This window comes from Flavobacterium pokkalii (genome assembly GCF_014596575.1).
GTDB classification, from domain to species: Bacteria; Bacteroidota; Bacteroidia; order Flavobacteriales; family Flavobacteriaceae; genus Flavobacterium; species Flavobacterium pokkalii.
Genome location: NZ_NASZ01000008.1, coordinates 94115 through 119641, shown reverse-complemented (window position 1 = coordinate 119641; position 25527 = coordinate 94115). Strand labels below are relative to the sequence as shown.

At 36.3% G+C, this 25527-nt stretch carries 28 protein-coding genes; 5 read left to right on the top strand and 23 right to left on the bottom strand.

From position 1 onward, the window contains the following. Nucleotides 1–54: 54 nt before the first annotated feature. From B6A10_RS07435 to B6A10_RS07350, 18 genes are all read right to left on the bottom strand, one after another. The gene (locus B6A10_RS07435) at nt 55–276 is read right to left on the bottom strand and encodes a DUF2795 domain-containing protein (protein WP_007138072.1); all 222 of its coding nucleotides are present in this window, start codon (nt 274–276) and stop codon (nt 55–57) included. Nucleotides 277–448: 172 nt separating this feature from the next. Beyond that, the gene (locus B6A10_RS07430; RefSeq protein ID WP_188220365.1) at nt 449–1018 is read right to left on the bottom strand and encodes a cob(I)yrinic acid a,c-diamide adenosyltransferase; all 570 of its coding nucleotides are present in this window, start codon (nt 1016–1018) and stop codon (nt 449–451) included. An 81-nt stretch (nt 1019–1099) separates the two neighbouring features. Next, complete coding sequence (locus B6A10_RS07425) at nt 1100–1789, bottom strand: ABC transporter ATP-binding protein (protein WP_055091221.1); 690 nt, start codon at nt 1787–1789, stop codon at nt 1100–1102. Nucleotides 1790–1905: 116 nt separating this feature from the next. Next, a complete protein-coding gene (locus tag B6A10_RS07420) occupies nt 1906–2685 on the bottom strand; it encodes an O-methyltransferase (protein ID WP_055091052.1) in 780 nt (259 codons plus the stop codon). Between the two features lie 94 nt (nt 2686–2779). After that, on the bottom strand, nt 2780–3451 hold the full coding sequence (locus tag B6A10_RS07415; protein ID WP_188220364.1) for a 3-keto-disaccharide hydrolase: 672 nt from the start codon (nt 3449–3451) through the stop codon (nt 2780–2782). A 28-nt stretch (nt 3452–3479) separates the two neighbouring features. After that, nucleotides 3480–3815: a cupin domain-containing protein gene (locus tag B6A10_RS07410; RefSeq protein WP_055091050.1), complete on the bottom strand. Its 336-nt coding sequence runs from the start codon at nt 3813–3815 to the stop codon at nt 3480–3482. Between the two features lie 62 nt (nt 3816–3877). Continuing rightward, entirely contained in the window at nt 3878–5236 is a 1359-nt protein-coding gene (locus tag B6A10_RS07405; protein ID WP_188220363.1) for a glycoside hydrolase family 28 protein, read from the bottom strand. A 42-nt stretch (nt 5237–5278) separates the two neighbouring features. Continuing rightward, nucleotides 5279–6829, bottom strand: a complete 1551-nt coding sequence (locus tag B6A10_RS07400) for a glycoside hydrolase family 43 protein (protein ID WP_188220362.1) — start codon at nt 6827–6829, stop codon at nt 5279–5281. A gap of 10 nt (nt 6830–6839) precedes the next feature. After that, a complete protein-coding gene (locus B6A10_RS07395; protein ID WP_188220361.1) occupies nt 6840–8237 on the bottom strand; it encodes a Gfo/Idh/MocA family oxidoreductase in 1398 nt (465 codons plus the stop codon). Between the two features lie 167 nt (nt 8238–8404). After that, on the bottom strand, nt 8405–9673 hold the full coding sequence (locus B6A10_RS07390) for a bile acid:sodium symporter family protein (protein WP_188220360.1): 1269 nt from the start codon (nt 9671–9673) through the stop codon (nt 8405–8407). A gap of 10 nt (nt 9674–9683) precedes the next feature. Beyond that, the gene (locus B6A10_RS07385) at nt 9684–10346 is read right to left on the bottom strand and encodes an aspartate/glutamate racemase family protein (RefSeq protein ID WP_055091044.1); all 663 of its coding nucleotides are present in this window, start codon (nt 10344–10346) and stop codon (nt 9684–9686) included. A 17-nt stretch (nt 10347–10363) separates the two neighbouring features. Continuing rightward, nucleotides 10364–11749, bottom strand: a complete 1386-nt coding sequence (locus B6A10_RS07380) for a four-carbon acid sugar kinase family protein (RefSeq protein WP_188220359.1) — start codon at nt 11747–11749, stop codon at nt 10364–10366. Further along, nucleotides 11749–12990, bottom strand: coding sequence for a ribulose-bisphosphate carboxylase large subunit family protein (locus B6A10_RS07375; protein WP_188220358.1), 1242 nt, complete (start codon nt 12988–12990; stop codon nt 11749–11751). The genes B6A10_RS07380 and B6A10_RS07375 overlap by 1 nt, the downstream gene beginning before the upstream one ends. Before the next feature lie 395 nt (nt 12991–13385). Continuing rightward, on the bottom strand, nt 13386–13598 hold the full coding sequence (locus B6A10_RS07370) for a helix-turn-helix domain-containing protein (protein WP_188220357.1): 213 nt from the start codon (nt 13596–13598) through the stop codon (nt 13386–13388). 3 nt (nt 13599–13601) lie between these two features. Then, a complete protein-coding gene (locus tag B6A10_RS07365; RefSeq protein WP_188220356.1) occupies nt 13602–14081 on the bottom strand; it encodes a DUF2975 domain-containing protein in 480 nt (159 codons plus the stop codon). 70 nt (nt 14082–14151) lie between these two features. After that, the gene (locus B6A10_RS07360) at nt 14152–14844 is read right to left on the bottom strand and encodes a hypothetical protein (protein WP_188220355.1); all 693 of its coding nucleotides are present in this window, start codon (nt 14842–14844) and stop codon (nt 14152–14154) included. Between the two features lie 49 nt (nt 14845–14893). After that, nucleotides 14894–17347 carry a DUF4982 domain-containing protein gene (locus B6A10_RS07355; protein ID WP_188220354.1) on the bottom strand — a complete coding sequence of 818 codons (2454 nt, stop codon included), beginning with the start codon at nt 17345–17347 and terminating at the stop codon, nt 14894–14896. 83 nt (nt 17348–17430) lie between these two features. Further along, the gene (locus B6A10_RS07350) at nt 17431–17883 is read right to left on the bottom strand and encodes a DinB family protein (protein WP_188220353.1); all 453 of its coding nucleotides are present in this window, start codon (nt 17881–17883) and stop codon (nt 17431–17433) included. A 169-nt stretch (nt 17884–18052) separates the two neighbouring features. Here B6A10_RS07350 and B6A10_RS07345 point away from each other — a divergent pair, with 169 nt between their 5' ends. Beyond that, complete coding sequence (locus B6A10_RS07345) at nt 18053–19582, top strand: SulP family inorganic anion transporter (protein WP_188220352.1); 1530 nt, start codon at nt 18053–18055, stop codon at nt 19580–19582. Nucleotides 19583–19746: 164 nt separating this feature from the next. Here B6A10_RS07345 and B6A10_RS07340 read toward each other — a convergent pair whose 3' ends face one another. Genes B6A10_RS07340 through B6A10_RS07330 form a run of 3 tightly spaced genes read right to left on the bottom strand, consistent with a single transcriptional unit; the run spans nt 19747 to nt 21507 of the window. Further along, nucleotides 19747–20688 (bottom strand): DUF6807 family protein, encoded by a 942-nt coding sequence (locus tag B6A10_RS07340; protein ID WP_188220351.1) that lies wholly within the window; start codon nt 20686–20688, stop codon nt 19747–19749. Then, entirely contained in the window at nt 20688–21191 is a 504-nt protein-coding gene (locus tag B6A10_RS07335; protein ID WP_188220350.1) for an SRPBCC family protein, read from the bottom strand. Before B6A10_RS07335 ends, B6A10_RS07340 begins: the two co-directional genes overlap by 1 nt. Continuing rightward, entirely contained in the window at nt 21169–21507 is a 339-nt protein-coding gene (locus tag B6A10_RS07330; protein ID WP_188220349.1) for an ArsR/SmtB family transcription factor, read from the bottom strand. The genes B6A10_RS07335 and B6A10_RS07330 overlap by 23 nt, the downstream gene beginning before the upstream one ends. Nucleotides 21508–21644: 137 nt before the next feature. Between B6A10_RS07330 and B6A10_RS07325 the strand changes: the two genes are divergently transcribed. The 4 genes from B6A10_RS07325 (at nt 21645) to B6A10_RS07310 (ending at nt 23237) form a co-directional block, all read left to right on the top strand. After that, the gene (locus B6A10_RS07325) at nt 21645–21836 is read left to right on the top strand and encodes a hypothetical protein (RefSeq protein ID WP_055091026.1); all 192 of its coding nucleotides are present in this window, start codon (nt 21645–21647) and stop codon (nt 21834–21836) included. Between the two features lie 49 nt (nt 21837–21885). Further along, nucleotides 21886–22368 carry an RNA polymerase sigma factor gene (locus tag B6A10_RS07320; protein WP_188220348.1) on the top strand — a complete coding sequence of 161 codons (483 nt, stop codon included), beginning with the start codon at nt 21886–21888 and terminating at the stop codon, nt 22366–22368. Between the two features lie 3 nt (nt 22369–22371). Continuing rightward, on the top strand, nt 22372–22923 hold the full coding sequence (locus B6A10_RS07315; RefSeq protein ID WP_188220347.1) for a hypothetical protein: 552 nt from the start codon (nt 22372–22374) through the stop codon (nt 22921–22923). Nucleotides 22924–23048: 125 nt separating this feature from the next. Further along, a complete protein-coding gene (locus tag B6A10_RS07310; RefSeq protein WP_026714276.1) occupies nt 23049–23237 on the top strand; it encodes a hypothetical protein in 189 nt (62 codons plus the stop codon). Between the two features lie 76 nt (nt 23238–23313). On the opposite strand, the gene B6A10_RS07305 is transcribed toward B6A10_RS07310, so the two are convergent. Together B6A10_RS07305 and B6A10_RS07300 are read right to left on the bottom strand one after the other, a co-directional pair. Continuing rightward, nucleotides 23314–24096 (bottom strand): PhzF family phenazine biosynthesis protein, encoded by a 783-nt coding sequence (locus B6A10_RS07305; protein ID WP_194431824.1) that lies wholly within the window; start codon nt 24094–24096, stop codon nt 23314–23316. Further along, complete coding sequence (locus B6A10_RS07300; protein WP_188220346.1) at nt 24093–25511, bottom strand: aminotransferase-like domain-containing protein; 1419 nt, start codon at nt 25509–25511, stop codon at nt 24093–24095. Before B6A10_RS07300 ends, B6A10_RS07305 begins: the two co-directional genes overlap by 4 nt. Between the last annotated feature and the right edge of the window lie 16 nt (nt 25512–25527).

The following is a 25527-nucleotide window of genomic DNA, read 5'->3' as shown; positions in this document are numbered from 1 at the left end:
TTTTCTCTTTAAATGAACAAAAAAAAAGTCTCTTTTGAGACTTTTTCTTAGTTTTTAATATTCATCCTCATTCCAAAGGTAATCTTCGTCAGTAGGATAATCCGGCCAAATTTCTTCCATTGACTCGTATATCTCGCCTTCATCTTCAATAGATTGCAGGTTTTCTACTACCTCTAATGGGGCTCCAGCACGTATAGCATAATCTATAAGTTCGTCTTTGTTAGCAGGCCATGGTGCATCACTAAGATAGGAAGCTAATTCTAATGTCCAATACATCTTTTGTCGATTTAGTTTTGTGCAAAAATAAATTTTTTACTGAAAAAGGCAAGTAAAAAATCATTTATTTTATGTTAAAGTTAAGAACGTTGTTTTTAGTGTTCAGTATTCAGCTTTTAGTGTTCAGATTTTTACTGTTTACTGCTTTCTGATCCCGAATAATAGGGACTAATCACTTTCGGGGAATCCATTTAATTTCCTCGGCGTTTAAATCGAGGGTCAACTTTCGTGCCAAGACAAAAAGGTAGTCAGAAAGTCGGTTTAAGTAGCTGATGGTAATCTCCGGAATACTTTCATTATGGCTTAAATGAACGGTTAATCGTTCGGCACGACGGCAAATACATCTGGCAATATGACAATGTGACACTGTAGGATGTCCGCCCGGTAGCACAAAATGTGTCATTTGTGGTAATTGGGTTTCCATGGTGTCAATTTCTTTTTCTAATAATTGAATATCACTTTCGATAATGCCTAAATTTTGCAATCTGGATTTGCCGTTTTTTAAAACGGTTTTATCTTCCGGAGTTGCCAAAATAGCTCCAACCGTAAAAAGGCGATCCTGAATTTCTATCAAAATGTTTTTGTAATGTGTGTCTATTTCCTGATCGCGAATCAATCCGATGTAAGAATTGAGTTCGTCAACCGTTCCGTAACTTTCAATACGGATATGGTCTTTAGGGACTCGGGTTCCGCCAAAAAGAGCTGTGGTTCCTTTGTCTCCTGTTTTAGTGTATATTTTCATTCTTGGTTGTTTAATCGTTTAACTGTTTAATCGTTTATCCGTTAAGTGTTGATTCGGTTAAACACATTAACAAATAAACGGTTAAACTTTGCTCGTGTCGCTTTCAATCATTCCGTCTCGTAAACGAATTACGCGATGCGCATAAGCGGCAATTTCTTCTTCGTGAGTTACTAAAATAACAGTATTTCCATTAGCATGAATATCATTAAAAAGATTCATGATTTCTATTGAAGTTTTGCTGTCCAAATTTCCTGTAGGTTCGTCAGCCAGAATAATGGAAGGTTTATTGACTAAGGCTCTGGCTACAGCCACACGCTGGCGTTGTCCTCCAGAAAGTTGGTTGGGTTGATGATCCATTCGGTCGGAAAGATTGACCTGTTTTAAAACTTCGATAGCTCTTTTATTGCGTTCCGGTTTTGGATAACCCGCATAAATCATGGGTAAGGCTACATTGTCCAGAGCGGTAGTTCTGGGCAATAAATTGAAAGTTTGGAATACAAAGCCAATTTCTTTGTTACGAATTTCAGCCAGTTCATCATCTTTCATTTGGCTGACATCTTTTCCGTTTAAAATATAAGTTCCGGAAGTTGGCGTGTCCAAACAGCCTAAAAGATTCATCAGTGTTGATTTTCCGGAACCCGAAGGTCCCATAAGCGCCACATATTCGCCTTTGTGAATTTCTAAATTGATTCCTTTTAAAACATAAACAGTTTCGTCTCCTAATTCAAAATTACGTTTGATATTGGATATTTTGATTAATGGTTTGCTCATCATTTAAAGTCCGATTTAGAATTTATTTTCGAAAAATCAAAGCTAAAAAATCATTTACTAATATCTGGGTAATATTGTGAAAATCTTATGATAAATAATACAAAAAAACTTGAAAATTACACGCGGATAATAAAATGTTCTTTGGGTTGTTCGCGTCGGAAGAAAACCAGTCCCCATTGAAAAGTGTCGATAGTTACACTCACTTTTGGGTGTTTTTTGATGGCTTCCCAAGCTTCTTCCATTTCGGCTGACCAGTGAATGTCGTCAAAAATCCAAACCGAATCGTTTGTGATTGTGGGTAATAATAAGTCGAAATAGGCTAAAGTGGCTTCTTTGGAATGATTGCCGTCGAAGTAGATTAGATTGTGAGTTGTGAGTTGTGGGTTGTGAGATGTCAGGTATCCTGAAAATTCAGTTATAACGCATGCTACATTATTAATTCTGAATTTTTGTAATTGCAATTGACATTGATTTGCCGTATTTGGGCAGCCTTCCAGAGTTATAATTTGAGCATTTTTATTTCCAAGAGCCAGAGCTGAAGTAGCTAATCCCAGAGAAGTGCCTAGCTCTAAAATGTTTTCCGGTTGAAAATAATTCGAAATTCTAAATAATAATTGGGCTCTTTTAGCTGAAATTCCAGCTGTTTTGGCTATTTGGGCAATTTTTCTTTTGTTGGATTTAAAAACTTTGGAACCAACACCAAAGTCGGTGACTTCAATCGAATTTTTATTTTCTAAAAGTGCGTTGCGGTATTGCTGTAAAATGGCGTAATCGGGTTTTGATTTTTTGTCATAAAAACATTTGGTAATCAAACTGAATACAAAAGGGGAGTGCACCGCATGCTCGTTCTTAGAATGCCAAAGGAATTTTAAATAAGCTTTAAATTGGAACCACATAAAATATTAAGAAAAATAAACCGCAAATTTCGCAAATTAACATCAATCTGTTTGTGTTAATTTGTGAAATTTACGGGTGCTTGAAAAAGCAAATTTATTTGATTTTTTTAATGCACACTTTTCTAAAATCAATCGGGTAGCCTTCATACTGCAACAAAATTCTTCCTTCAGTAACACTTGATTCGATTCCTTTGTTAACTAATTTTCCGTTTAATTTTTGGGTGATAACGCCGTTTTTAGAAATTACCTGTAGTTTGTTCCATTCGCCAATTGGTTTTTCTGCATCGGCAAAACGTTTTGAAACCACACTTTTTCCGGCTTCCGTTTTTGTTCCGTTAATGTTTAAGGTCACTTCCTGAAGCAAAACAAAATCTCCGGAGGCACCTTCTTTAATTTGAAATTGAATGCCTTTTGGCCATAAAAAATCCGGAGTTTCAGACGGAACAAGGTACATCACACCACTGTTTTTGGAATTACTTTTTTTAGCAAATTGACTATCGGTATTCCAACGGAATTCTACTGTCAGTTCAAAATTGCGAAAAGATTGTTCCGACATTAAGTAGCCCGCCTTTGGTCCATACATTCGGATCATATTATTTTCTACCGAAAAAAGTTCAGAAGCATTGTTTGCTTTACCTTTTTCTTCTCCAAAAGCATACCAGCCTTTTAAATCTTTTTGGTTAAAAAGAGCAATGCGCTTTTGAGCGTTATTGTTTTGTGAAATAAAAAATGACGTAACAAGCAGTAAACGATAAATAGTATTCATAAGGTTAATTCTTGATAAAACATTGGGTTTATAAAAATTCCTCACGCAAAGGAGTGAAACTATCTACCAGTTTTACATATTCGGAAAGGGTTTGAATGCTATGATTCAAATTAGATTCTATTTTATAAACATCACCTTCGTTTAAAAGATATTCTCGATCCTCAATAAATAATTTCAACGAACCCGAAGCCACATAAGTAATTTGCTCATGAATGTGTTTGTGCGGCGGATCAGGAGTTTCCATTGGGCCGTTGTGAAATTCAAAAATAGTCATCATCAAATGGTCTAAGTGAATCACTTTTCGCATTAATGAGCCATTGGGATTGATAGCTTCAAATCCTTCGGTGCTTTTAGTTACTTCCATGTTTTTTTGTTTATAAGTGCTTCAAAGTACTTAAATATTTTTTTTAAAATCTAATTATAAAGCTAATTTAGTTGATAAACATTTTTAGTATCATCTTTGATGAGCCAAGGCCTTTTGTCCGGTGATATTGATGTTATTTTACAATTTTTGAAAGTAACAGTGTCTGTATGTCTGATAAAAAATCCAAAAGCATTTGTGTTTCCAAAATAACTTCCTTCAGGGTATTTACCGTCATATTCCATAACGGTTTGATTGGTTGTTTGAATTCCTCCTTTTAATTCGAAATTTAGATTTTCCAAAGTTACATTCTGGATATTATGTCCTTTTATTCCGGTAATAATCGAAGGATATTGTTGAGTGAAATTAGTTCCAACAATATTTTTAAACTGGATATTTGAAATAGTTCCAATACGGGTTTGTCGGTTAGGAACGGTTCTTTTTCTATCGGCTAAAAGTATGAAGATAGCCTGTCCGCAGTTTGAAATTTGGCAATCACGAAAATTTAAATTGTCAATGACAGCTCCATCCATAGATTCGATGCAGAAAGCAGAATTTTGATATGCATTTTGTAGTATCAATTCGGAAACGTCAAAATTCATAAAGCTTCCTAAACCATCCGTTCCTAATTTAAAGCAATTGCCGGCTTTGACATTTAGTTTGTCTAATAGGCAGCGTCTAACAACAATATCTTTACAACCGTATTCGCTACCGCTTTTAAAACAAATTCCATCATCTTCCGATTGGATAAAACTATCTTCAATAAGTACATTATGGCAATCCACAATGTCTATCCCATCACGATTAGGTGTTAGTTGACCTGTGTTTACTTTGATTTTTTGAATAGTAATATTATCTGATTCAATGTAAACCTGAGTCCAGCAGGCAGGCTTAATAAGTGTTATATTAGATACGGTAATATTACTACTGCCTACAAACGCAAGGATAGAAGGGCGGTCTTTTTCGGTACCAATTTCTTTTACATGCATCCATGGTTCATAATCGCCCTGCCCGTTAATGGTTCCTCCTCCGGTTATGGTGACATTTTTAACATTGTTACCATAAATTAATCTTCTTTGACAATCCTGTAGCATTCTGTTAGGGTATTTGGTGTCAATAAGATGATGCGGATAATCCTTTTCATCGTCTGATTTTATTCCTAAAATAGTTGCTGTTGAATTAATTTTTAAGGTTAAATTATTTACTAATAACAATTGTCCGGTTAGGAAAATACCTTTTTCTAAAACAACTGTCCCTCCATTTTCTTTGCAGGCATCTATTGCTTTTTGTATAGCCGCCTGATCATTGGTTACGCCATCTCCTTTGGCACCAAAATCTCGTACATTGTAAACCGCTTGTTTTATTTGAGCATTTAAATAGTGTATCGATAAAAAAGAGAGTAGTGCTATAAGATATTTTCTCATGGTTTTATTTGAAATGGTTTTTTAGTTAAAATTTCGACTGGATTATTTTGGACCGTCATAATTATAATGAAAGAAATTGAATGCTGTAGTTCCGCCATCATTCAATTCATTATAACTAAATAACGCTATTCGGCTGCCTTTCCAGTATCCAAAAGCAGCATCAAAGTCGGGACCAATAGCTTTGAAGTTTTTGTTGTCAAAACTGTAGTAAAAATGATTTTTTTGATGAACGAGGTCTAATTTTAATTTAAAATAAATGCTCTTTTTAGTAATTAAAATTTCTTCTGACGTTTTGTCTTTGCCTTCAAAATAAACGTATAATTTTCCGTTATCATTTTTAACTCCAACCGAATTATAAATTTTAGACATACTGCTTAATCCTGCTTTTTGACCGGAAATCATTTGGTGAACATCCATTTGAACTGTAACTTCTCCGGTATTTCCCATTACTTTTTGAGTTAAAGTATTATGGGCTTCCATAAGGTTTGCTGCTTTTTTTGCTTTTAAAACGAGCGATCCTTTTTTGTCGGTTAAAGACCAGTTTGCATTTATGGGGTTATGATTCCATTGCCATTGAAGTCCTAATTCAGCTAAATTGAATTCATCATCTGATTGTGGAGCAACGATGGGGAAATTACCAGCTATATCAGGTTTTTTCCATACGGTTACGGGTTCGCCAATTCCGTTTCTGTCAATGTCGATTCCAATAACTGGCCAATCGTCATGCCAAAACATGGGGTGTAAATGTAATACACGACCTAAAGCACCCGCTGACTGAAAATGATAAAACCACCATTCTCCATTTGGTGTGTCGACAATTGCGCCCTGGTGTGGGCCGTTAACGGGAGTGCTTCCTTTTTCTAAAACGACTCTTTTTTCATAAGGGCCATAAATGTTTTTAGATCGTAAAACAGTTTGCCAGCCTTCAGAAACTCCTCCTTCCGGGATGCTTATGTAATAATAGTTATTTCGCTTGTAGATTTTAGTTCCTTCGGCAACCGGACCTGTATATACTGTTTTGCCTTCATCAAGTAGTTTTGTTCCGTCAACACTCATTTTATGAATAATAATCGGTCCTGCTCCATGTACACTATGTCCCAGAAAAGCTTGTCCATCATCATCCCAAAAAGGGCAGGGATCTTCCCATTTTTCTACCTCTTTTACAAGAAGTAGCGGAGACCATGGGCCTTCAGGACTACTGGCATTTGTCATAAACAAACCTTCGTTAATTGTACAAAAATAAATCCAAAATTTATTGTCATGAAAACGAATTGCCGGAGCCCAGCTTCCTCCGGCATATCGTTTGAAAGTATCATAAGCCGGAAAGTTCAAATGATCATAAATCCGGCCAACAATTTTCCAGTTCACCATATCGTCTGATTCCTGAATAGTCATTCCCATGTAATGAAATTCAGAGCAAATCATATAGTATTTGTTTCCAACTCTAATAACATCCGGATCAGAATAATCAGCATTTATAATGGGATTGATATAAGTGCCATTTCCCTGATCTCCCCAGCTTCCTCGTTTTTGACTGTAAGATAGTGTGGAAATAAGTACAATAAAGTATAAAACCAGTAGCTTTTCTTTCATTTTAAGAAACTTATTTCCCTCTATTGGGCATTGGCGTAATATCAGTTAAATCATTAATTTTTATTGGATTTCCTGATTCAATACTATTTCGTGCAGCAATACCAATTAAAACTGACATAGCACCGTCCCTGCTTCCGGCAGATCTTTCAAACGGATCAGCAGTATTTGGAGTTTTGAAAATTTTGTCATGCAGGCGTTGATCGCCGCCGCCATGTCCTCCTTTTTCTGTTGGAACAGTTACTTTTTCAAAATCTTTCCAAAGTTTATGGACTATAATTGTTTCATGGTTTGCATCTTCTAAGGCAGATTGTTCCATTTCTTTGGCGTGCATTTCAGCCTGATCCACCTTTGTTTTTTTATCATATGGAATATCCAAAGAAGCTTCAATGCGTCCTTCGGTACCGTTAAAAGCTAATCTCCAGCCTTCAAAAGGAGAATAGGTGGTTAGCGAATAGTTGACAATGGCATTGTTGGCATATTTTATTTGAGCCGACATTTTATCATAAATATCAATCTCTTCTCTAAAAAGGCAGTTATCTCTGATGTAACCATCGTATTGTTCATTCGCAACATACAGATTCATCGATTGCTGGTCTTTAGTGATGTCATAATAATAATCACAAGTTGTTTTATGGTCGCAACTTCTGCAATTTTTACCTCTGAAAGGATTATTTTTTCCATAATGCTCTAAATCGCCCAAGGCAAAAACTTCAGTCGGATCGGAATCTAGCCACCAATTGAGTAAATCAAAATGATGGGTAGCTTTGTGTACCCAAAGTGATCCACCACCTGCTTTCATACCATGCCAACGTCTGAAATAGGAGGCTCCATGATAAGTGTTTAGATACCAATGAAAATCTACCGATGTTATTTTTCCAATCGTATTATTGGCTAAAAGTTCTTTAATTTTAGTACTGTAGGGACTCCATCTGTAATTGAAGCCAACAATTAGTTTTTTGCCTGATTTTCTTTCTGCATTTAGAATTTCCTGACATTTGTTTTCATCGGTAGTCAAAGGTTTTTCGGTAAGAACATCGTAACCGGAATTCAATCCTTTGATGATGAATTGATGGTGTGTAGAATCTTTGGTAGTAACAATGATTAAATCGGGTTTGGTTTTGTCTAACATCTCATCAAAATTTACAAATGTTGGACAATTGACCCCAATGAATTTTTTGGCATATTCTAATCTGCCGGGATTAATATCAGACAATCCTACAAATTCCAGAATATCCGAATATTCCTGAACTAATCGTTTGCCCCAAAAACTAATACCTCGGATTCCTGTTCCTACAAGGACAATTCGGAGTTTCTTAGAGGGGTCAAAATCAAAAGAACAGAGGGGGAAAGCTGTATAAGCTGCAAGCATACTTATAGAAGTTAAAAATTTTCTTCTGGTTACATCCATAATTTTGGTTTTAAGAGGTTATTGATAAATTTAAAATTTGGTTTTTTAAATGTAAATAATTTATTTCTAATTTCTTAGGGTTGATTCGGTGTTGTTTAGAAAAAAAAATCATTTGCTATCAAGATTGACAGTAAATGATTTTTTTAAAATTTAAAAATGATTTATAGTTATTCTTTTTTCTCCTTTTCAGCTTTTTTTCTCCAAAAATTAGCCAACAAAGAACCGGAAACATTCATCCAGGGACTAAAAACGGCTGAAGCTAAACCTACGGTGGCTAGCTTTCCCATCGCGCCGGCCAGTCCGGATGCCATTCCGCCGTTTTGTAAGCCTACTTCGAAAGCTATAGTACGGCTGCTGCTTTTGTCTAAACCGCAAATGCGACTCAGGTAGTAACCAAAGAAATATCCGGCACTGTTGTGCAAAATTGCCACTAAGAAAAGAATAAATCCAATTTGGATGAGATTATCTCTTCCGGCAGCGGTAGTCACCAGTGTAAAATAGATAATTCCAAACATGGAAAAATAAGGCATGAGACTGTCAATCTTCGGGTAAGCTTTATAAGCCAAATGATATGCTTTTCCGACGATAAATGCACCTGCGACGAAAGCGCTTATTTCGATTAAAATTGCCATTGTACTTTCTTTTTCGAATGAAAATTTCGATTCAAATAAAAATAATATTACAAGCCAAATTATTGAAATTAGCGTTAGTATGTCAATTCGTTTTCGGGCAGTTGCGCCATAATTTTTTAAAATATCATGAATCATCGCTGCCGAAAGCGGAATCAAAACAATCTTGATAATTTCCATCATCATATTGAAAAAATGCACCTCGACCATAGTTCCGGCGAAAATTTTCATCAAAAATGGCGTCATAATTGGCGCTGCCAAGGTTGAAATAGCGGTCACTGTTACTGATAAAACTAAATTTCCTTTGGCAATATAAGTCATAACATTCGAAGCTAATCCGCTACTGCAAGATCCAATTAAGATAATTCCGGCGGCAATTTCAGGTTCAAAATCAAAGGTTTTTGCCAAAATGAAACCAGTGATAGGCATGATGGTAAAATGTCCCAATAAACCAATTAAAACACCTTTTCCGGATTTGCGGATACCGGTAAAATCTTCAATGCTCATTTGGGTTCCCATCCCAAACATCACTAGTTGGATGATGATTAAAATGAGCCATTTGTTGCGTAAATCAACTTCTCCGATATGCAGAAATGTTTGCGGGTAAATCAAACCGGCACAAACTGCGGTAATAATCCAACAGGTGTACTGGTAACCACTCAACAATTTGCTGTGTCCAATTCCGATGGCTAAACTGGAAAAAGCAGTGATTAGACTAATTTTCCAGAGGTTGTCAATTTGTGAAAACCAACCAATTGCTGCCAGAATAAATAGGAGAGGACTAATCCAAAAAAAGAATTTACGCATAAGATTTTTATTAGAAATAGATTTCGGCTAATTTTTTCATGGCAATCGCCGGACTGGCTAAGATTGGAACTACTTTTTCTGTGTCGCTTAATCCGTCCACAACGCGAGCCATGGAAGCCTGAGCCAAAACAATTACGCCAACTTCCTTCATTAATTCTTTTAAGGCATTAGCAACCATTTCGTCATGTTTAGCGGCATCGCCACTCATTAAGGCTTCAAAAGCACCCTCGCAAAGTTTGGAAGTAATAGTAACATCTTTTCCCGCTGCTAAGGCTCTTCTTCGTACCAAATCAGAAGTTGGTTCTAAAGTGGTAGGCAAGGTTGCAATTACGCCAATTTTGTTGCTAATTTGAACGGCTTCGTCTGCCATAGCCTGATCTACACGTATCACCGGAACCGAGCTTAAAGTTGCAGCTGTTTCGATTGCAACACCAATAGAAGAACAGGTTACCAAAATCACGTCGGCACCGGCTTCTTCGGCAGCTTTTACATGGTTGACCACTCGGGCTGCCGTGTTAGGCATTAATTTTCCTTTTTTAATCACATCTTTAATCAGACTGTCATCTACAATATTAAAGGTTTCTACACCACTTAAGTGTTCTGTTGTTAATTGTTGAAATAAGGGAACTAATGTCGCTGAAGTATGTACGAATCCTAATGTTTTTGCTTTCATGTATGTTTTTTTATGTATTATAATTTTTCTCCTTTTTGGACTTTGATGAAGTAATCCGCAGGGCCCACCTGACCTCCTTTAAAGTTAAGTTCTAAACCGTTTACTTTTTCATCTTCAGAAATGGCTTTGCAAAGCGGAGCACCGGGTGCCAGTGGTGCAATCATTTCCAAAGCAAAAATGCCTAATTCAGAAGCGGCATAACTGGAAGTATCGCCTCCGGCAAAAAGAATACGCTGGATAGAAACAGATTCTAAAACGTTTTTAATGATTTGTCCTAAAACACGTCCGTAAATTTTACTGCTTTGTTTTTGGACTTCTTTTGCTGTTAAACCGCTATGTTTTAAATAAGATTCCGTTTCGGCAATTCTGGGGTCATTTGGACCAATACTGGTATGTAAAACGATATTTTTTCCCGCTTTTAACAGTTTGGTGATTTTTTCGGCTACTTCGGCAATGCTTTGTTCCTGATGGTCGTGATGCATGACTTTAGAGGCTAATGCTACGCTTTCAAAACCATTTGCCGTTGCAAATTCAATTTGGCCTGCTGTAACTGGCGAGCAGCTTCCTGATACTACTAATAGCGGACTTGCTTCGCCGGGATGTTTGAATTCGAAGCTGTTTTGAATGATTTTGTCTTCATTCCAAGCCAGACCTAAAGCCATTTCGATTCCGGAAGAACCCACCGTAAAAAGTGTTTTTTCTTTTCCTTTTTGGTGTAAAACCGTTCCGATGGTTTTTAAATGTTCCTGATTCAGTCCGTCCAAAAACAGAATTTCGGCTTGTTCTTTTGCTTGAATTTCATCTAAAACAGCGTCTGAACCCTTTTCGATAGTCGTAATATTGATTAAATCAATATTTTTTGTTGTTTGCTGCGCCAAATGCAATCTCAAATCGGCTTCATGAGCCGGAGTCACCGGATGCTTGCTCATGGACGGATGTCGGTCAATGCGGTGGATTTCGCCGTTTCCGCTCGTACCCATTTTGGCAAATAAATTTCCAAAAGCGCAATAACGTCCCAAATGAGGTGCTGCCGGGGAAATGAATGTTGTTTTTTGGTTAAAAACTTCGCTGCCAATTTCGATAGCTTTTCCAATGTTTCCCACATGTGGTGCCGAATCGAATGTCGAGCATACTTTATAATGTACCTGCTCGGCATTGAAATCTCTCAGCGTTTCAAAAGCAGGGAATAACTCTTCTTCCATTTCCGTTGGCGACATCGAACGGCTTTTTCCCGCCAGACCAATAGCCTGAACTCCCGGAAAAAGCGCAACATCTTTATGCAACGGCGGACGCAGAAAAAGAACGGTTTTTATTCCGGCCAAAGTCAGAAATTCTAAGGCATCGGTGGAGCCTGTAAAATCATCTCCATAGTATGCTAATAATAGGGGATGTGCTTTGTTCATTATTTTGCGAATTTTTTTACTGATGCTGCAAATTCAGGATACTGCAAAGCGGCTTCTTCAACAGATAATCCGTCAACGGCTGCTTTCCAGGCTTGTTGTAAGGCATTTACGCCCGCTGTGGCTCCCATGGGATGGGCTAAAATTCCACCTCCGGCCATGTATAATAAGTCGGTGGTTTGCGTTCTTCGATAAGTTTCTGGTGCTTGTCCGCCCCATTGTCCCGAAGAAACTACCGGTAAAGGATTGTTTCCGCAAACAAAAGGTTTTAAACAAGATTGAATAGATTTAACCACTGAATCATCCGATTCCCAAAATTTATTTTGAATTCCGTTCACGTGCATTTGATCCACACCGGCCAAACGCCAAATTTTTTGGTAAGCCGGAAATTCAATTCCTAATAGTGGATGACGGTTTAGCATTCCCCAACCGTTTCTATGACCGTGAATAACCAATTCACCTTGATCACATATTTTTTTGGTACCGCTCAATCCAACGCTGTTGATGCTAATCATGGCACAGGTACCTTCGTTTTTTTGAATGTGTTCGTATTTGCGTTGCATCGCGTCAATTTCGTCACTGATGTTAAAAGCATACATTACTTTTTTGCCGGTTTTGTGAGCATGTTCGTTAATTACTTTCATGATAACGTTTACACGGTTTTCAAAAAGAGAGTTGGCAGTCGATCCCATTAACTCATCATCTTTGATAAAATCGATTCCTGCATCGATTAAGGTTTTAACCAAAGTAGCAGTTTCTTCAGGACTCATTCCAACACTAGGTTTGATAATGGTTCCAATCATCGGTCTGTCGCCTACACCACAAGAAACTTTGGAACCCTGAATACCAAATCGAGGTCCGCGGAAATGATTTTTAAAGGAATCCGGAACTTCAAAATCCATGAGTTTCAATCCGGTAAACTGGCTGATTTCGTATAAATTACCCTGTAAAGTACTAATTAAAACCGGCAGATTGTAGCCAAAATTTTCGATGGACCAACTTACCTGAACTTTGGCTCTTTGGTATTTTTTACCCGGAATAGCGTTACCGGGAATCGAAGGTTCGTCAACCAAATCCAGTTTTTCAATATTTTCTACACGGGCAGCAAAACGCTGTTTGAGTTCGGCAGTTTCTCCCGGAACAGATACAAAAGTCCCTGAGGATTGTTCGCCGGCCAAAACCGCCGCAGCCTGTTCCACTTCATAAGGTGTTTCGATATAATATTCTGCAAAAATTCGTTCCATTTCTTTTATTACGCTACTTGTTATTGTTTTTGTATTCTTGTAAAATTAAGACTTAAAATTACAATTACAAACGAAAAACAGATTTTTCGAAAAAAATAAATAATTTTCGAAAATAAAAGCAAATGAATTCAAATAAAAAACAAATCAGGACGATTAGTTTATTGCCGGATGAATTTATAATTCATCGGGTAAAATTAGTAATGCCGTCAGTTCGTATTTATGGAGCATAGCGGAATAAAATGTCCCGATAGTTATCGGGACGAGAAGTTTTGTTTGTAGAATGGTTCTCGATACTTCAAACCAATTTTCTGTCGCAAACTGGTTTTCAACTCGAACAGACGCAAATTGAACATCTAAAGTGAATTTACCTTTATTTGTTCTGCCTTTTTTACTCTTTATTCCTCATTATTGACATATTCTAAAATATCACCGGGCTGACAATCTAAGGCTTTACAGATGGCCTCGAGTGTACTGAAACGAATGGCTTTCGCCTTTCCGGTTTTAAGAATTGAAAGATTGGATAAGGTCAAATCTACTTTTTCTGAAAGTTCATTCAGGGACATTTTTCGCTTAGCCATCATCACGTCAAGGTTTACAATAATCGCCATAGTTTAAATAGTTAGGTCATTTTCATTTTTCATATCGATGGCATTTTGCAGCACTTTTTCAAGTACCGCCACAGCTGTCGCTACGGCAATCCCAATAAAAATAAGAATCATACACATAGCCAGAAATCCTGCTGGATCATCGTTGGGATGATGAAAAATCCTGATATAAATTCCGGCTCCAGCTATCAAAACACATAAGATTATGGCGCAAAATTTGATGCTTTTTAAAGCTTTCACGGTATTTGTGGTAAACAATTCATTTTTTCGTATAAAGCCTAAAATTTGAAAGGCTTTGTACAAAGCCATAAAAAATGCTATGGACGAAGTATAAGCGTAAAGGATAAGCGGGTCGGCATAAATGTGGAATAGATCTAAGTCTTGGGCTCTTCCTTCGGTCAGCGGAAAGCGAATTAAAATGATTAGTGCAATTAAGCTAATAAGCAGCACAACTGTCTGGAGGAATACTATTGAAATGCGTTTCATAAAGGATAGGATAAAAGTGAAACAATAGTCCAAAAGTACTAAATATTTATTGATATTCGGTAAATATTTATTATTGTTCGTTGTTTTGTTGTTTGATTACAATTTTATCTATTTCCCAAGAAGATCTAAGACATTGCTGAATTCCAATAGAATTACCTGTTATTATTTTGATTTTTTTGGATAATACTTTAATGTCGTTAATTTTAATTGTGCAGTAATTACCTTTTTGGATAATTTCATATTTGTTAAATGCATTGGCATTTACGGGATAATAAACTGTTTTGTCTTTGTTTTTTAGTTGAACAGAAAATTGATTAGAGGAAGTATATTTTATAGGTAAATTTTTTTCAAACAAATAAGACCAACCTTTATCAAAATAATTGAGACGGATCAAGCCAGAGGTTCCAAATTCAATTTGATAAAGTCTCTTTTGATTACCATTTAAATCACCCCATTGAAAATCGATATGATTAACAACATCTTCAAATTTAATAATTTTTGCCATAAATTGTATTGAAAAATCCTTAGAGGTATCAAAATTCTTTATTTCTTTTTTATACCAAAGACATCCATTGTTAATACGGTTTAGAGAAAATTTCTCAATGTGTAATTTACCTTCTGCGATATTGACCAAAAACTCTTTATTATCTTTATACAGTTCCCAATTATTATCATTGTTGTTGAAGTCTTCACTGAAAATAGTTTTACAGGAAAATAGAGAAGTTAATAATACAAAACAAGCAATGATTATTTTGATTTTCATAAGAGTATTTTGGATTTATAAATTAATTTTTAGAAGTTATTTCGAAAACCTATTTCACTTCCAGTACAATTTTTCCAGATTTAACCTCTTTAGCTTTAGCTTCAAAAGTCAGTTTTCCGGCTTTTTCAGAAGCTTGCACAATGGCGGTTAACTGTCCGTTGAACAAGTGCATTTTTGGCAAATGAAACAAATCTAAACAAGTAGGATCTCCATTGGCGGAAGCCTTATAATTTCCGGCGCCACTGGTACTGAAATTGACTAAACTTTGGTCATTCGAACATAAATTGCCGTCTTTGTCCACGATTCGTACAGTGATGTAAACTAAATCCTTGCCGTCGGCCTGCATTTCAGTTCTGTCTGCAACCAATTCGATATGATGCGCTTTTCCGGCAGTACGAATGATTTTTTCGGTCTTTTTAGTACCATTGGCATCATAAGCAACTACTTTTATTTCGCCCGGCTCGTATTTGACATCCATCCACATCAGGCGGTAACGGTTTTCGGGAGTGGCATTGTTTTTAGTTTGTTTGCCGTAACTTTTTCCATTTACAAACAATTCGGCAGTTGGATAATTAGTATAAGCAAAAACGGGAACAATTTGACCTTCCTTGCCTTCCCAGTTCCAATGCGGTAAAATATGCAGGGTTTCGGCATTTTTATTCCAAACACTGCGGTACAAATAGTAACGGTCTTTAGGAATGCTTGCCAAATCGATAATACCAAACATAGAACTGTGATTAGGCCAGGAATTGATGCTGTAAGGACTTGGTTCGCCTAAATAGTCAAATCCGGTCCAGACAAACTGCCCTAAAGTCCATTCTTTATCATCGGACATGGCAAAATCTAAATCCGGCAGATTAGACCAGGAACAGGCTTCAAAATCATAAGAAGAGGATTGATGGTCGTCATATTTGGCATCCAGTTTTTTTTCAACCGGAAATTTATAAATCCCACGCGAACTAACTGTTGAAGTCGTTTCGGAACCTAAAAGCATGTTTTGGGATAATTTGGCATAACCTTCTTCATAACGATTCACACGATAGTTAAAGCCCGGAATATCAATCATATTGGCAAATCCGTTTTCCAGTACGCAGCTCACCTGATCCATACCGCAGGTTACCAATCTTGTTGGGTCTTCGCGGTGACAAATGTCCTGTAAAAACTTAGCCACTTTGTAACCGTCGGCACTACATTGGGTAGGTACTTCATTTCCAATGCTCCATAAAATTACCGAGGCATTATTGCGGTACTGATGCAACATGTTAATCATATCTTTCTCTGCCCATTCGTCAAAAAAGCGGTGATAGCCATTTTTACATTTGGCTTTGTCCCATTCGTCAAAAGGTTCCAGCATCATCATAAAACCCATTTCGTCACAAAGAGCTACCAGTTCCGGAGCCGGCATGTTGTGGGAAGTTCGAATGGCATCGCAACCCATATCTTTCAAAAGAGTTAATTGACGGCGTAGAGCGGCTACATTTACCGCAGCTCCTAATGGTCCTAAATCGTGGTGGTTACACACGCCCTGAAATTTTCGAAGTTTTCCGTTGAGGAAAAAACCTTTTTCGGCAATGAATTTAATATCACGAATTCCAAATCGGGTGGTGTAGGTATCTACCAATTGGTCTTTCGAATAGATTTTGGAAACCGCCTGATACAGTGTTGGGTTTTCAGGAAACCAAAGATGCGGTTGGTTTACTATGAAATTTTGAACAAAAGGCTCGCCATGATTGAGTTTTCTTTTGTCGTTTTTGGTTGCAACCGTTTTTCCGGATTGATCCAGGATGGTAGTTTCAATTCTTATTTCAGTTTTGTTAGGGACATTTTCCAATTTTGTTTCTAAACGTACAGAAGCATAATCTTTGGCTACATACGGAGTTGTTAAATACGTTCCCCAAACCGGTACGTGAACGGGATTTGTGATTACCAAATGTACATTGCGGTACAATCCTGCTCCGGGATACCAGCGGGAAGATTGTTCTTTGTTCTCTAAACGAACAGCAAGCAAATTATTTTGTCCGTTTTCTGTTAGAAAATCGCTTACATCTACATGAAAGGAGTTGTATCCATAAGGCCAAAAAATAGCTTCTTTGCCATTCACAGAAACATGGGCTTCACTCATCGCTCCGTCAAAAACCAGACTAATACGTTGTCCTTTTTTGAAATCAGGAACATTAAATGAGGTTCTGTACCAACCCACACCCATATAAGGTAATCCTCCGGTTCTTCCGGTTTGACGTTTGGCTTCTTTTTCCAAATTTTGGGTAATGGCTACTTTTTGTACATCGTTATTTTCGTCAAAAGGACCGTAAATTGCCCAATCGTGCGGGATAGTAACCTTTTGCCATTTTGTATCGTTAAAGCCAATCTGGCTGGCTTCTTTAAAATCACCTTTGGAAAATGACCAGTTTTTGTTTAGTAAAATGGATTTTCGAACTTCCTGAGCCTGAACAAAAGAGATACTTAGGATGTTTAAGAAAAGGAATAGTTTTTTATAATTCATTATGGGTTGTTAATTTGGATTTGTAAAAACGGTTTGCAAAATAGAAAAATGATTTAGCTTGACTATCCTGTATTTTTTCGAATTTATTCTCTTTTGTAAAAAATATAATCCGAATTGAGTGGATCGATGTTATTTGTTTTTAAATCACTGGTTATTTGGGCACGATGATAGGTCGAGTGATTAATCACATGAAAGAGGATATCCTGAGCGGAATTAGAAAAGGAAATTCCCTTAGAATTGCTGTAGTTTATTTTCATTCCCAAATCCATAGTTTTTAAAATTGCCATGCTTTGGTTGAAATTGGCTGTATTGTGGTTTTTTAATTCTTCCAAAGATTGAATTTCCCAAACGCCTACAGATGCTTTTTGTTCCAAAATTCGGCTAATCCAAATTTGATGTGCATTTATCAAGTGATTTAGTAATTGAATGGATTTTTCAGGAATGTTTTGTTGCTCTTTTTCGAATAGTTCAAGGAGTTCCTGATTGCAATGCCAATTGTATTCGAAAGTATCTTTGAAGAAAATGTTAGTTTCCATTTTACCGTGGTTTTTTTATAAAAATAGGAAATTATGATTAAAATTTTTTATTCGAAATGGATTATAAAAATCAGCAATTGCCTATTTTATTGGAATAAGCGTTTGAAAAAAGTACCTTTGCACTTCCTTGAAAAAAAAGAAAACCCTATTACAAATTCAAAAATAAAACATGAAACAATATTTTAATCTGTTTGATTTTTCGCAAAAAGTAAATTATAAAACCGAAATTTTAGCCGGTCTTACAGTTGCCATGACGATGATTCCGGAGTCGCTTTCTTTTGCTATTTTGGCTGGTTTTCCACCTTTAGTAGGTTTGTATGCGGCTTTTATTATGGGATTGGTTACGGCAATTTTTGGCGGACGTCCCGGATTAGTGTCGGGTGGAGCAGGAGCTACAGTAATTGTACTGATTGCTGTGATGAAGTCGCACGGATTGGATTATGTTTTTGCGGCTGTTGCTATGGCAGGAATTATTCAGATTTTGATAGGTGTTTTTCGTTTAGGAAAATTTATTCGCCTCGTGCCGCAACCGGTAATGTATGGTTTTGTGAACGGATTGGCAGTAATTATTTTTATGTCGCAATTAGAACAATTTAAAACTATTGTCAATGGCGAAAGTTTGTGGCTTTCCGGAAGTCCGTTGTATATTATGATTGGATTGGTACTTTTGACTATTGCAATTGTTATTGGTTTTCCAAAAGTTTCCAAGGCAGTTCCGGCTTCTTTAGTGGCGATTATGGTGGTTTTTGCGTTGGTTTTTGGTTTTGGCATCCAAACCAAAACTGTAGCCGATATTGCTTCAGTTAGTGGCGGATTTCCGTCTTTTCATATTCCGAATATTCCTTTAGATTTAGAAACTTTACAATTGATTTTTCCTTATGGTCTGATTATGGCTTGCGTAGGATTGACCGAAGGTTTACTGACTTTGAATTTGGTAGATGAAATTACCGGGACAAAAGGAAATGGAAACCGCGAATGTGTGGCTCAGGGAAGTGCTAATATCTTGAACGGATTTTTCTTTGGAATGGGAGGTTGCCCCATGATTGCACAAACTTTAGTGAATTTGTCAGCCGGTTCCAGAGCGCGTTTGTCCGGAATTGTAGCTGCTTTAACAATCCTTTGTATTGTGTTATTTGGCGCTCCGGTGATTGAAAAATTGCCAATGGCAGCTTTAGTGGGCGTGATGTTTATGGTAGCCATTGGTACTTTTGAATGGATTAGTTTCCGAATTATTAACAAAATGCCTAAACAGGATATTTTTGTGGGAGTTTTGGTAGCTTTGATTACTATTTTTATGCACAATCTGGCTTTGGCTGTTTTAATTGGCGTGATTATTTCGGCCTTAGTTTTCGCCTGGGAAAGTGCCAAACGTATCAGAGCCAGAAAATATACAGACGAAAAAGGAGTGAAGCATTATGAAATTTACGGCCCGTTATTTTTTGCTTCTACGACAGCATTTGCCGAAAAATTTGATGTTTTGAATGATCCAAACGAAGTAATTATTGATTTTAAAGAAAGTAAAATTGCCGATATGAGTGCTATTGATGCCGTTCATAAAATTACAGCCCGTTATGCTAAAATCGGCAAAAAAGTGCATTTACGACATCTAAGTGATGATTGCCGCGTATTGCTTGAAAATGCCGAGGGAATTATTGAGGTAAATATTTTGGAAGACCCAACTTATAAAGTAGTACCTTAAAATAAAGGTTACTTAAATTCTTTTTGCCGCAGATTTATACAGATTAACAGAGATCTTATAAAACTTAGTTTGTTTTTTAAGATGAAAAAATAGAGCCACAAATTCACAAATTTAATTTACAAATTCGTGAATTCGTGGCTTTTTGTTATTAATGAGGTGCTAATTTATTTGCTATAATTTTTAAATATTTCAGCAATTGGAATGTTGGCTGCATTGCCTTCGTGCACAATTAAACGGTATTTTAAGACCGTAGGTTTTTTGTCAGAAAGCGGAATTGCTGTTGCTCCGGGATTAGGATATACGGCGTTTTGCATGCTTTTTTTGGCGCGTAAAATCCAGGGATTTGGAAAGCCGGGATTTTGTGGATTGCATAAAATTGTCAATCCCGCCAGTTGTTTATTTTTCCCAATAGAACCCGAAATATCCATCCATTCACTGGCCGGAATGGCTAAATTGGTCGGGATGATTTTTCCAGTTGGAGCTGTAAAAATAACGTCTTCGCTCAGTTTGATTCTTGGTGAAAAACCGCCATAACCTTTCTCATCTTCTGATCCTCCAATTCGCGTGTTAGACTCTAAAGCCAATAAACTAATTTCAATATCAATCAGGCGATAGTGATTTTGTTTAGGATGCACTCTGACAAGTGTTGTTTCTTTAACAAATGGTTTTTCCTTACCATTTTTATCCGTCCATAAAGGCGATTTCCAATAAACTACAGTTTGTATGGCTTTGCTGTGGTCTTTTTGCTTTAAGGATTTAACTTTGGCTACATCCCAACTGAAATTTTCAATTTCCCATCCGTCGCCAATTCGTTTGTTGTCAATATATAATTGGTGCCATGCCCAGAAAATTCCCCGATGATGTAGGTGATCGGCAGGGAAATCTTCGCTTAAAACACTACCGTCTAAATTGTATAAGGGATGAATATAATTGGAACGAATATATTTTCCGTTCAATGATTTTTCGGCAGCCTGATAGGTCAAAACAGAGTCTTTACCTTCGGTAAAATAACTTTGTTTTTTTTCAATTTTTAAATGAATCTGGCTAAAAGTAATTTGTCCGGTTAAAAATACTAAGCCTATGATGGAATGTTTAATTGCGAGCATTATTTGGTGATTTGTTCTAAATATTCGTCCAAATTTCCCAGAGCCATCGTGAATCCTTCTTTGAATCCCATAGCGATGATTTGTTCTAAATCGGCCAGTTTTTCATATTGAGCAACGATGTTTACTGTAGTGGTTTCACCATTATCTGTAAAGGTATTGGTCCAAACTGTACGGGGAAAATCGGTGTTAATTGCACCATTTTCGTCGCAAAAGGCATCTAAACCGGAGAAATTTTTTAAAAGCTCAATTTTTTGATAATCATTTCTGCACCAGTGAATTATTCCTTCCGGACTTACCATGCCATAAAACCAGGAGCCTCCTTCTCTAAAATCCATCGATTTTGTCTTGGTTTGATAAGGTTTTGGTGCCCACCATAAGTCTAAAATTTCTGGTTTGGTCCAGGCATCCCAAACTAACGGAAGTTGGGCTGCAAATTCTCTTTTTACGTTTACCGTATTGTTTTCTTTGTTGACGATAAAGTCAAATTGTAGGTTCGTTTTCATCTGTTTTATTTTTAAGGTTTGCTAATACGTTATCTAATTCGTTAAATCGGTTTTCCCACATGGCTTTAAACTGGGTGAGCCATTGGTCAATTTCTTTCATTTTTTCAAGTTCGAGCTGGTAATAAATTTCCCGTCCCTTTTGCTCTTGTTTTAAAAGTTCGCATTCTGTTAGGATTTTCAAATGTTTTGAAATGGCTTGTCGGCTGGTTTCAAAATGTTCTGCAATTGCATTAGGTGTCATGGCTTGAATAGCAATGAGTCCTATTATGGCTCGTCGAGTTGGATCGGCAATGGCCTGAAAAATATCTCTTCTCATTTGTATTTAAATTAATGAAACCAATCAGTTGCAAATTTAATTGCAATTAATTGGTTGCGCAAATTTTTAATGTTAAATTTTATTTTAGATGTAAGTTTTTAAGAGTATTAACAACTAATGTTTTAAAATCTTTACTTATGAAAACAATTCTAATAGCAGCGACTTTTTTTATGGTATGGGCTTGCGGTCCGGAATCTTCGCCGGAAGGCAGATCAAAAATCAGAGATAGGAATTTACAAGAGCAATTGGACAGTTTAAAAACGGAAAATATTCAAATGAAAAAAGAGATTCTTTTGATAAAGGAAAAATTAAAAATGCCTGTTAAATGAAGCTAATCCTGAATTTTGTTACTTTGGTTTATTCTAAAATAGAGGAACAATGAACACAGTTGAAAAAGAATTTTTAGCAATTGTTTCGCAATATCAGCCGATGTTGTACAAAATTGTTCGTTTATATCGCGACAGCGTTGAAGATCGGGAAGATTTGTTTCAGGAAATCGTGTTTCAATTGTGGAAATCTTATCCTAATTTTCGGGGAGAAGCCCAAATAAAGACCTGGATGTACCGGATAGCTTTGAATACAGCTCTGGCTTCTTTCCGAAAAAACAGTGCAAAAATCAATTATTTGTCGCAATTACCCGATTTAGCCGAAGAAATCATTAGCGACGAACAAGTATTGAGAGAAGAACAGTTATTTGCCGTTTTAAACTTGCTTGAAGATGGCGAAAAAGCATTGATTGCTTTGTATTTTGACGAATTATCCTATCAGCAAATGGCTGAAATTTTAGGAATAAATGAAAATTATGTTGGGGTAAAACTCAATCGGATAAAGACTAAAATTAAAAATCTTTTAAAAAAATAAATCATGGAATTAGAGGATTTAAAATCGGAATGGAAAACAGTAAAAACGATTTCTAAAGAGGAGACCGCTTTGTTGTTGATGTTGCAGGAAAACCGTCACCCGGTTTTGAAAAAAATCAGAAGGCAAATTCAAATAGAAGTAAGCGCCTGGATAGTTTTTTTGCTGGTTTATTTTTCCATGTTTGACGGTGATAAAAAACCGTTTTGGGTAAATTGTATTTTAATTTTTTCGTTCTTATTGCCTATTTTGCATAGTTTGTATGGCTATTTTTATAATAAATATGTAACAGACGGTTCCAATGTTAAAGAGGCATTGGAATTACTTTACAATCGTTTAAAGAAATATGCTTTTATAGCAGTATTTAGCCGTGTTGCTTTGATTTCGGGTTTTTTATTGTTTTTTACGTATTCCATTGATTTTACAATATCTAAGTTTTTGATACTGCTGTTTTTAGGCATTGTTTTTTCTTTTCAATTGTTTGTGTTATTTCGACTTTGGAAAAAACGATTAAAACAAATTTATCAGGATATTCAGATGATTTCAGAGGCTGAATAAGACAAATCTTAAGAATTAATTAAAAAGACTTTAAAAAATCACTAAAAGTGGGTATTGTCATGAAAATGGAATTACTATACTTTTACAATATAATTAAACGGGGTATTAATTAACGCTGTATCAAGATGACAAATTCAGAGAAAATTAGAAAAGTAAATGAATTGCTTATTGAAGTAATCAAAGATGAAGAACATCAGTCAGAAAGTTCTTTTAACGGTTTGAAAGATGTTGTTTTAAGTATCCTCGCAGATTACTGGCAAAACGAGAGAGAGCCAGCTATTTTTATGGAAAATGCTTTAATCGATTTAGATTAATAAAAATAACAGAATTTGTCATTTTAGGGTTTGATGAATTTTTTATAGAAAGCCACTTTTTTTAAAGTGGCTTTTCTTATTTTACAAAGATTTCACCAATTAGATAACACTTTGCAAGACCACTTATGCAAACCCTGTTTTCCAATAATTCACAATCCAAATAACCTTTGCGTTTCGAAAGCTGAATAGCGGAAAATTTAGTTTTCTTTAATTCTTTTGCCCAAAAAGGAATCAGGGTAGTATGAGCCGAACCTGTAACCGGATCTTCATTAATACCGGATTGAGGCGCAAAAAAGCGGGAAACAAAATCGGAAGTTTTGCCTTGAGCAGTAACAATAATTCCTCTTACAGGCCATTTTGAAAGTTTTTCAAAATCAGGTTCTAAATTCAGAATTTCATCTTCATGGTCAAAAACAAACAAATAGTCTGTTTTTCCTTTAAATGCTTTTTGTGGTTTTGTATTTAACCCATCTGTAATTTGAGATGTTAATTGCAGAGGTTCTAATGTATCAACAGGAAAATTTAACGAAAGTAAATTTCCTTCTTTCGTTACTGTTAAATCGCCGCTTCTTGGAGAGAAAAAGTTAATGAGATTATCTGTATAATTTTCATAATTAAATAGCACAAAAGCGGCTGCTAAAGTTGCATGTCCGCAAAGATCGACTTCAACGGTGGGAGTAAACCATCTGATTTCGTATTGCTCGTTGTTTTTTACATAAAAAGCGGTTTCGGCAAGGTTGTTTTCGGCAGCAATTTTTTGCATTAAATCCGCACTTATCCATTTGTCTAATGGACAAACAGCAGCCGGATTTCCAGAAAATACTTCATTGGTAAAAGCATCTATTTGATAAATTTTCATTGTAATTGTTGTTTGATTAATAATCCTAAAGTTTTGAGACTTTCTTCTACTTTTTCATCCCATTTAATGGCAAAATTCAGCCGCATACAGTTGTTGTAGCGGTTATGTTGGGTAAACATTCTTCCGGGAGCAAAGCCTATTTTGTATTGAACGGCAATATCGTATAAAATCGCGGTATCAATTTTCGGGTCGAGTTCTAACCAAAGCACAAAACCGCCCTGAGGATTGGAAATTTTAGTATTTTCCGGAAAATATTTTTCAATTGCTTTTTTAAAATGCAGGCAGTTGTTGTAAAGGGTATTTCTTAGAGTTCTTAAATGGTGTTCATAGCGACCGTGCTCCATAAAATCGGCAATGACTTCCTGATATAAGGGCGGACTGGACATGGTATTCAGTAGTTTTTTTCGAATCGTTTTTTCTTTGAATTTACCCGGTGCAACCCAGCCCACGCGATAGCCCGGTGCTAAGGTTTTGGATACCGAACCACACCACAATACATTTCCTGTTTCGTCAAAAGCTTTGCAGGGTTTTGGTCGGCTGACACCAAAGAAAATATCGCCGTATAAATCGTCTTCAATCAACGGAATATTATGTTTGCTAAGTAAATGAACTACTTCTTTTTTATTTTCTTCAGGCATACAACTTCCCAAAGGATTGTTGAAATTGGTTACAAAACAACAGGCATTTATTTTAGGAAGTACTTTTTTTAAATCTTCAATTGAAATTCCGGTAACAGGATGTGTTGGTAATTCGATAATATGTAATCCCAAAGATTTTATCATTTGCAAAATGCCAAAATAAACAGGACTTTCGATAGCCACTGTATCACCGGGTTCGGTTACGGTTATTAAGGCATAAAAAAGTGCATTTAAAGCTCCCGAAGTGGTCACAATATCATCTTCTGTCAAATGACCGTCCCAGGTAAAAGACCATTTGGCAATATTTCTTCTCAAATTAATATTTCCCTGAGCAGGTTCGTAACCGGTTCCGCTGTCTTCTAAATTGCGTAAAACTTTTACAACTCCTTTGTTGAGTTTCGCAATGGGAAGCATACTTTTATCCACAACTCCAAGCGCAAACTGTGTAAAATCTTTGTGGGTCAAAGTGTTGAAAACCTTACTGATTAAGTCTTCCGGAGTTTTTTCCTGCTGACTTAATTGTAACTGGCTAACAGAAGGAAGTTCCAGTTTACTATGGAAAGAATGGCTTACATAAAATCCGGATTTGGGTTTCGATTCAATTAACGATTTACTTTCTAATTCTAAAAAGGCCTGTTTTACGGTATTGATGCTAACATTGTATATTTTTTGAATGGTTCGGATAGAAGGCAGTTTTTCTCCGGTTTTTAACGTTCCGGAGGAAATTTGGTCTTCAATGATTCGGGCAATTTTTAAATATAAAATCTCTCTGGGCATTCGTTACTGTTTTGTG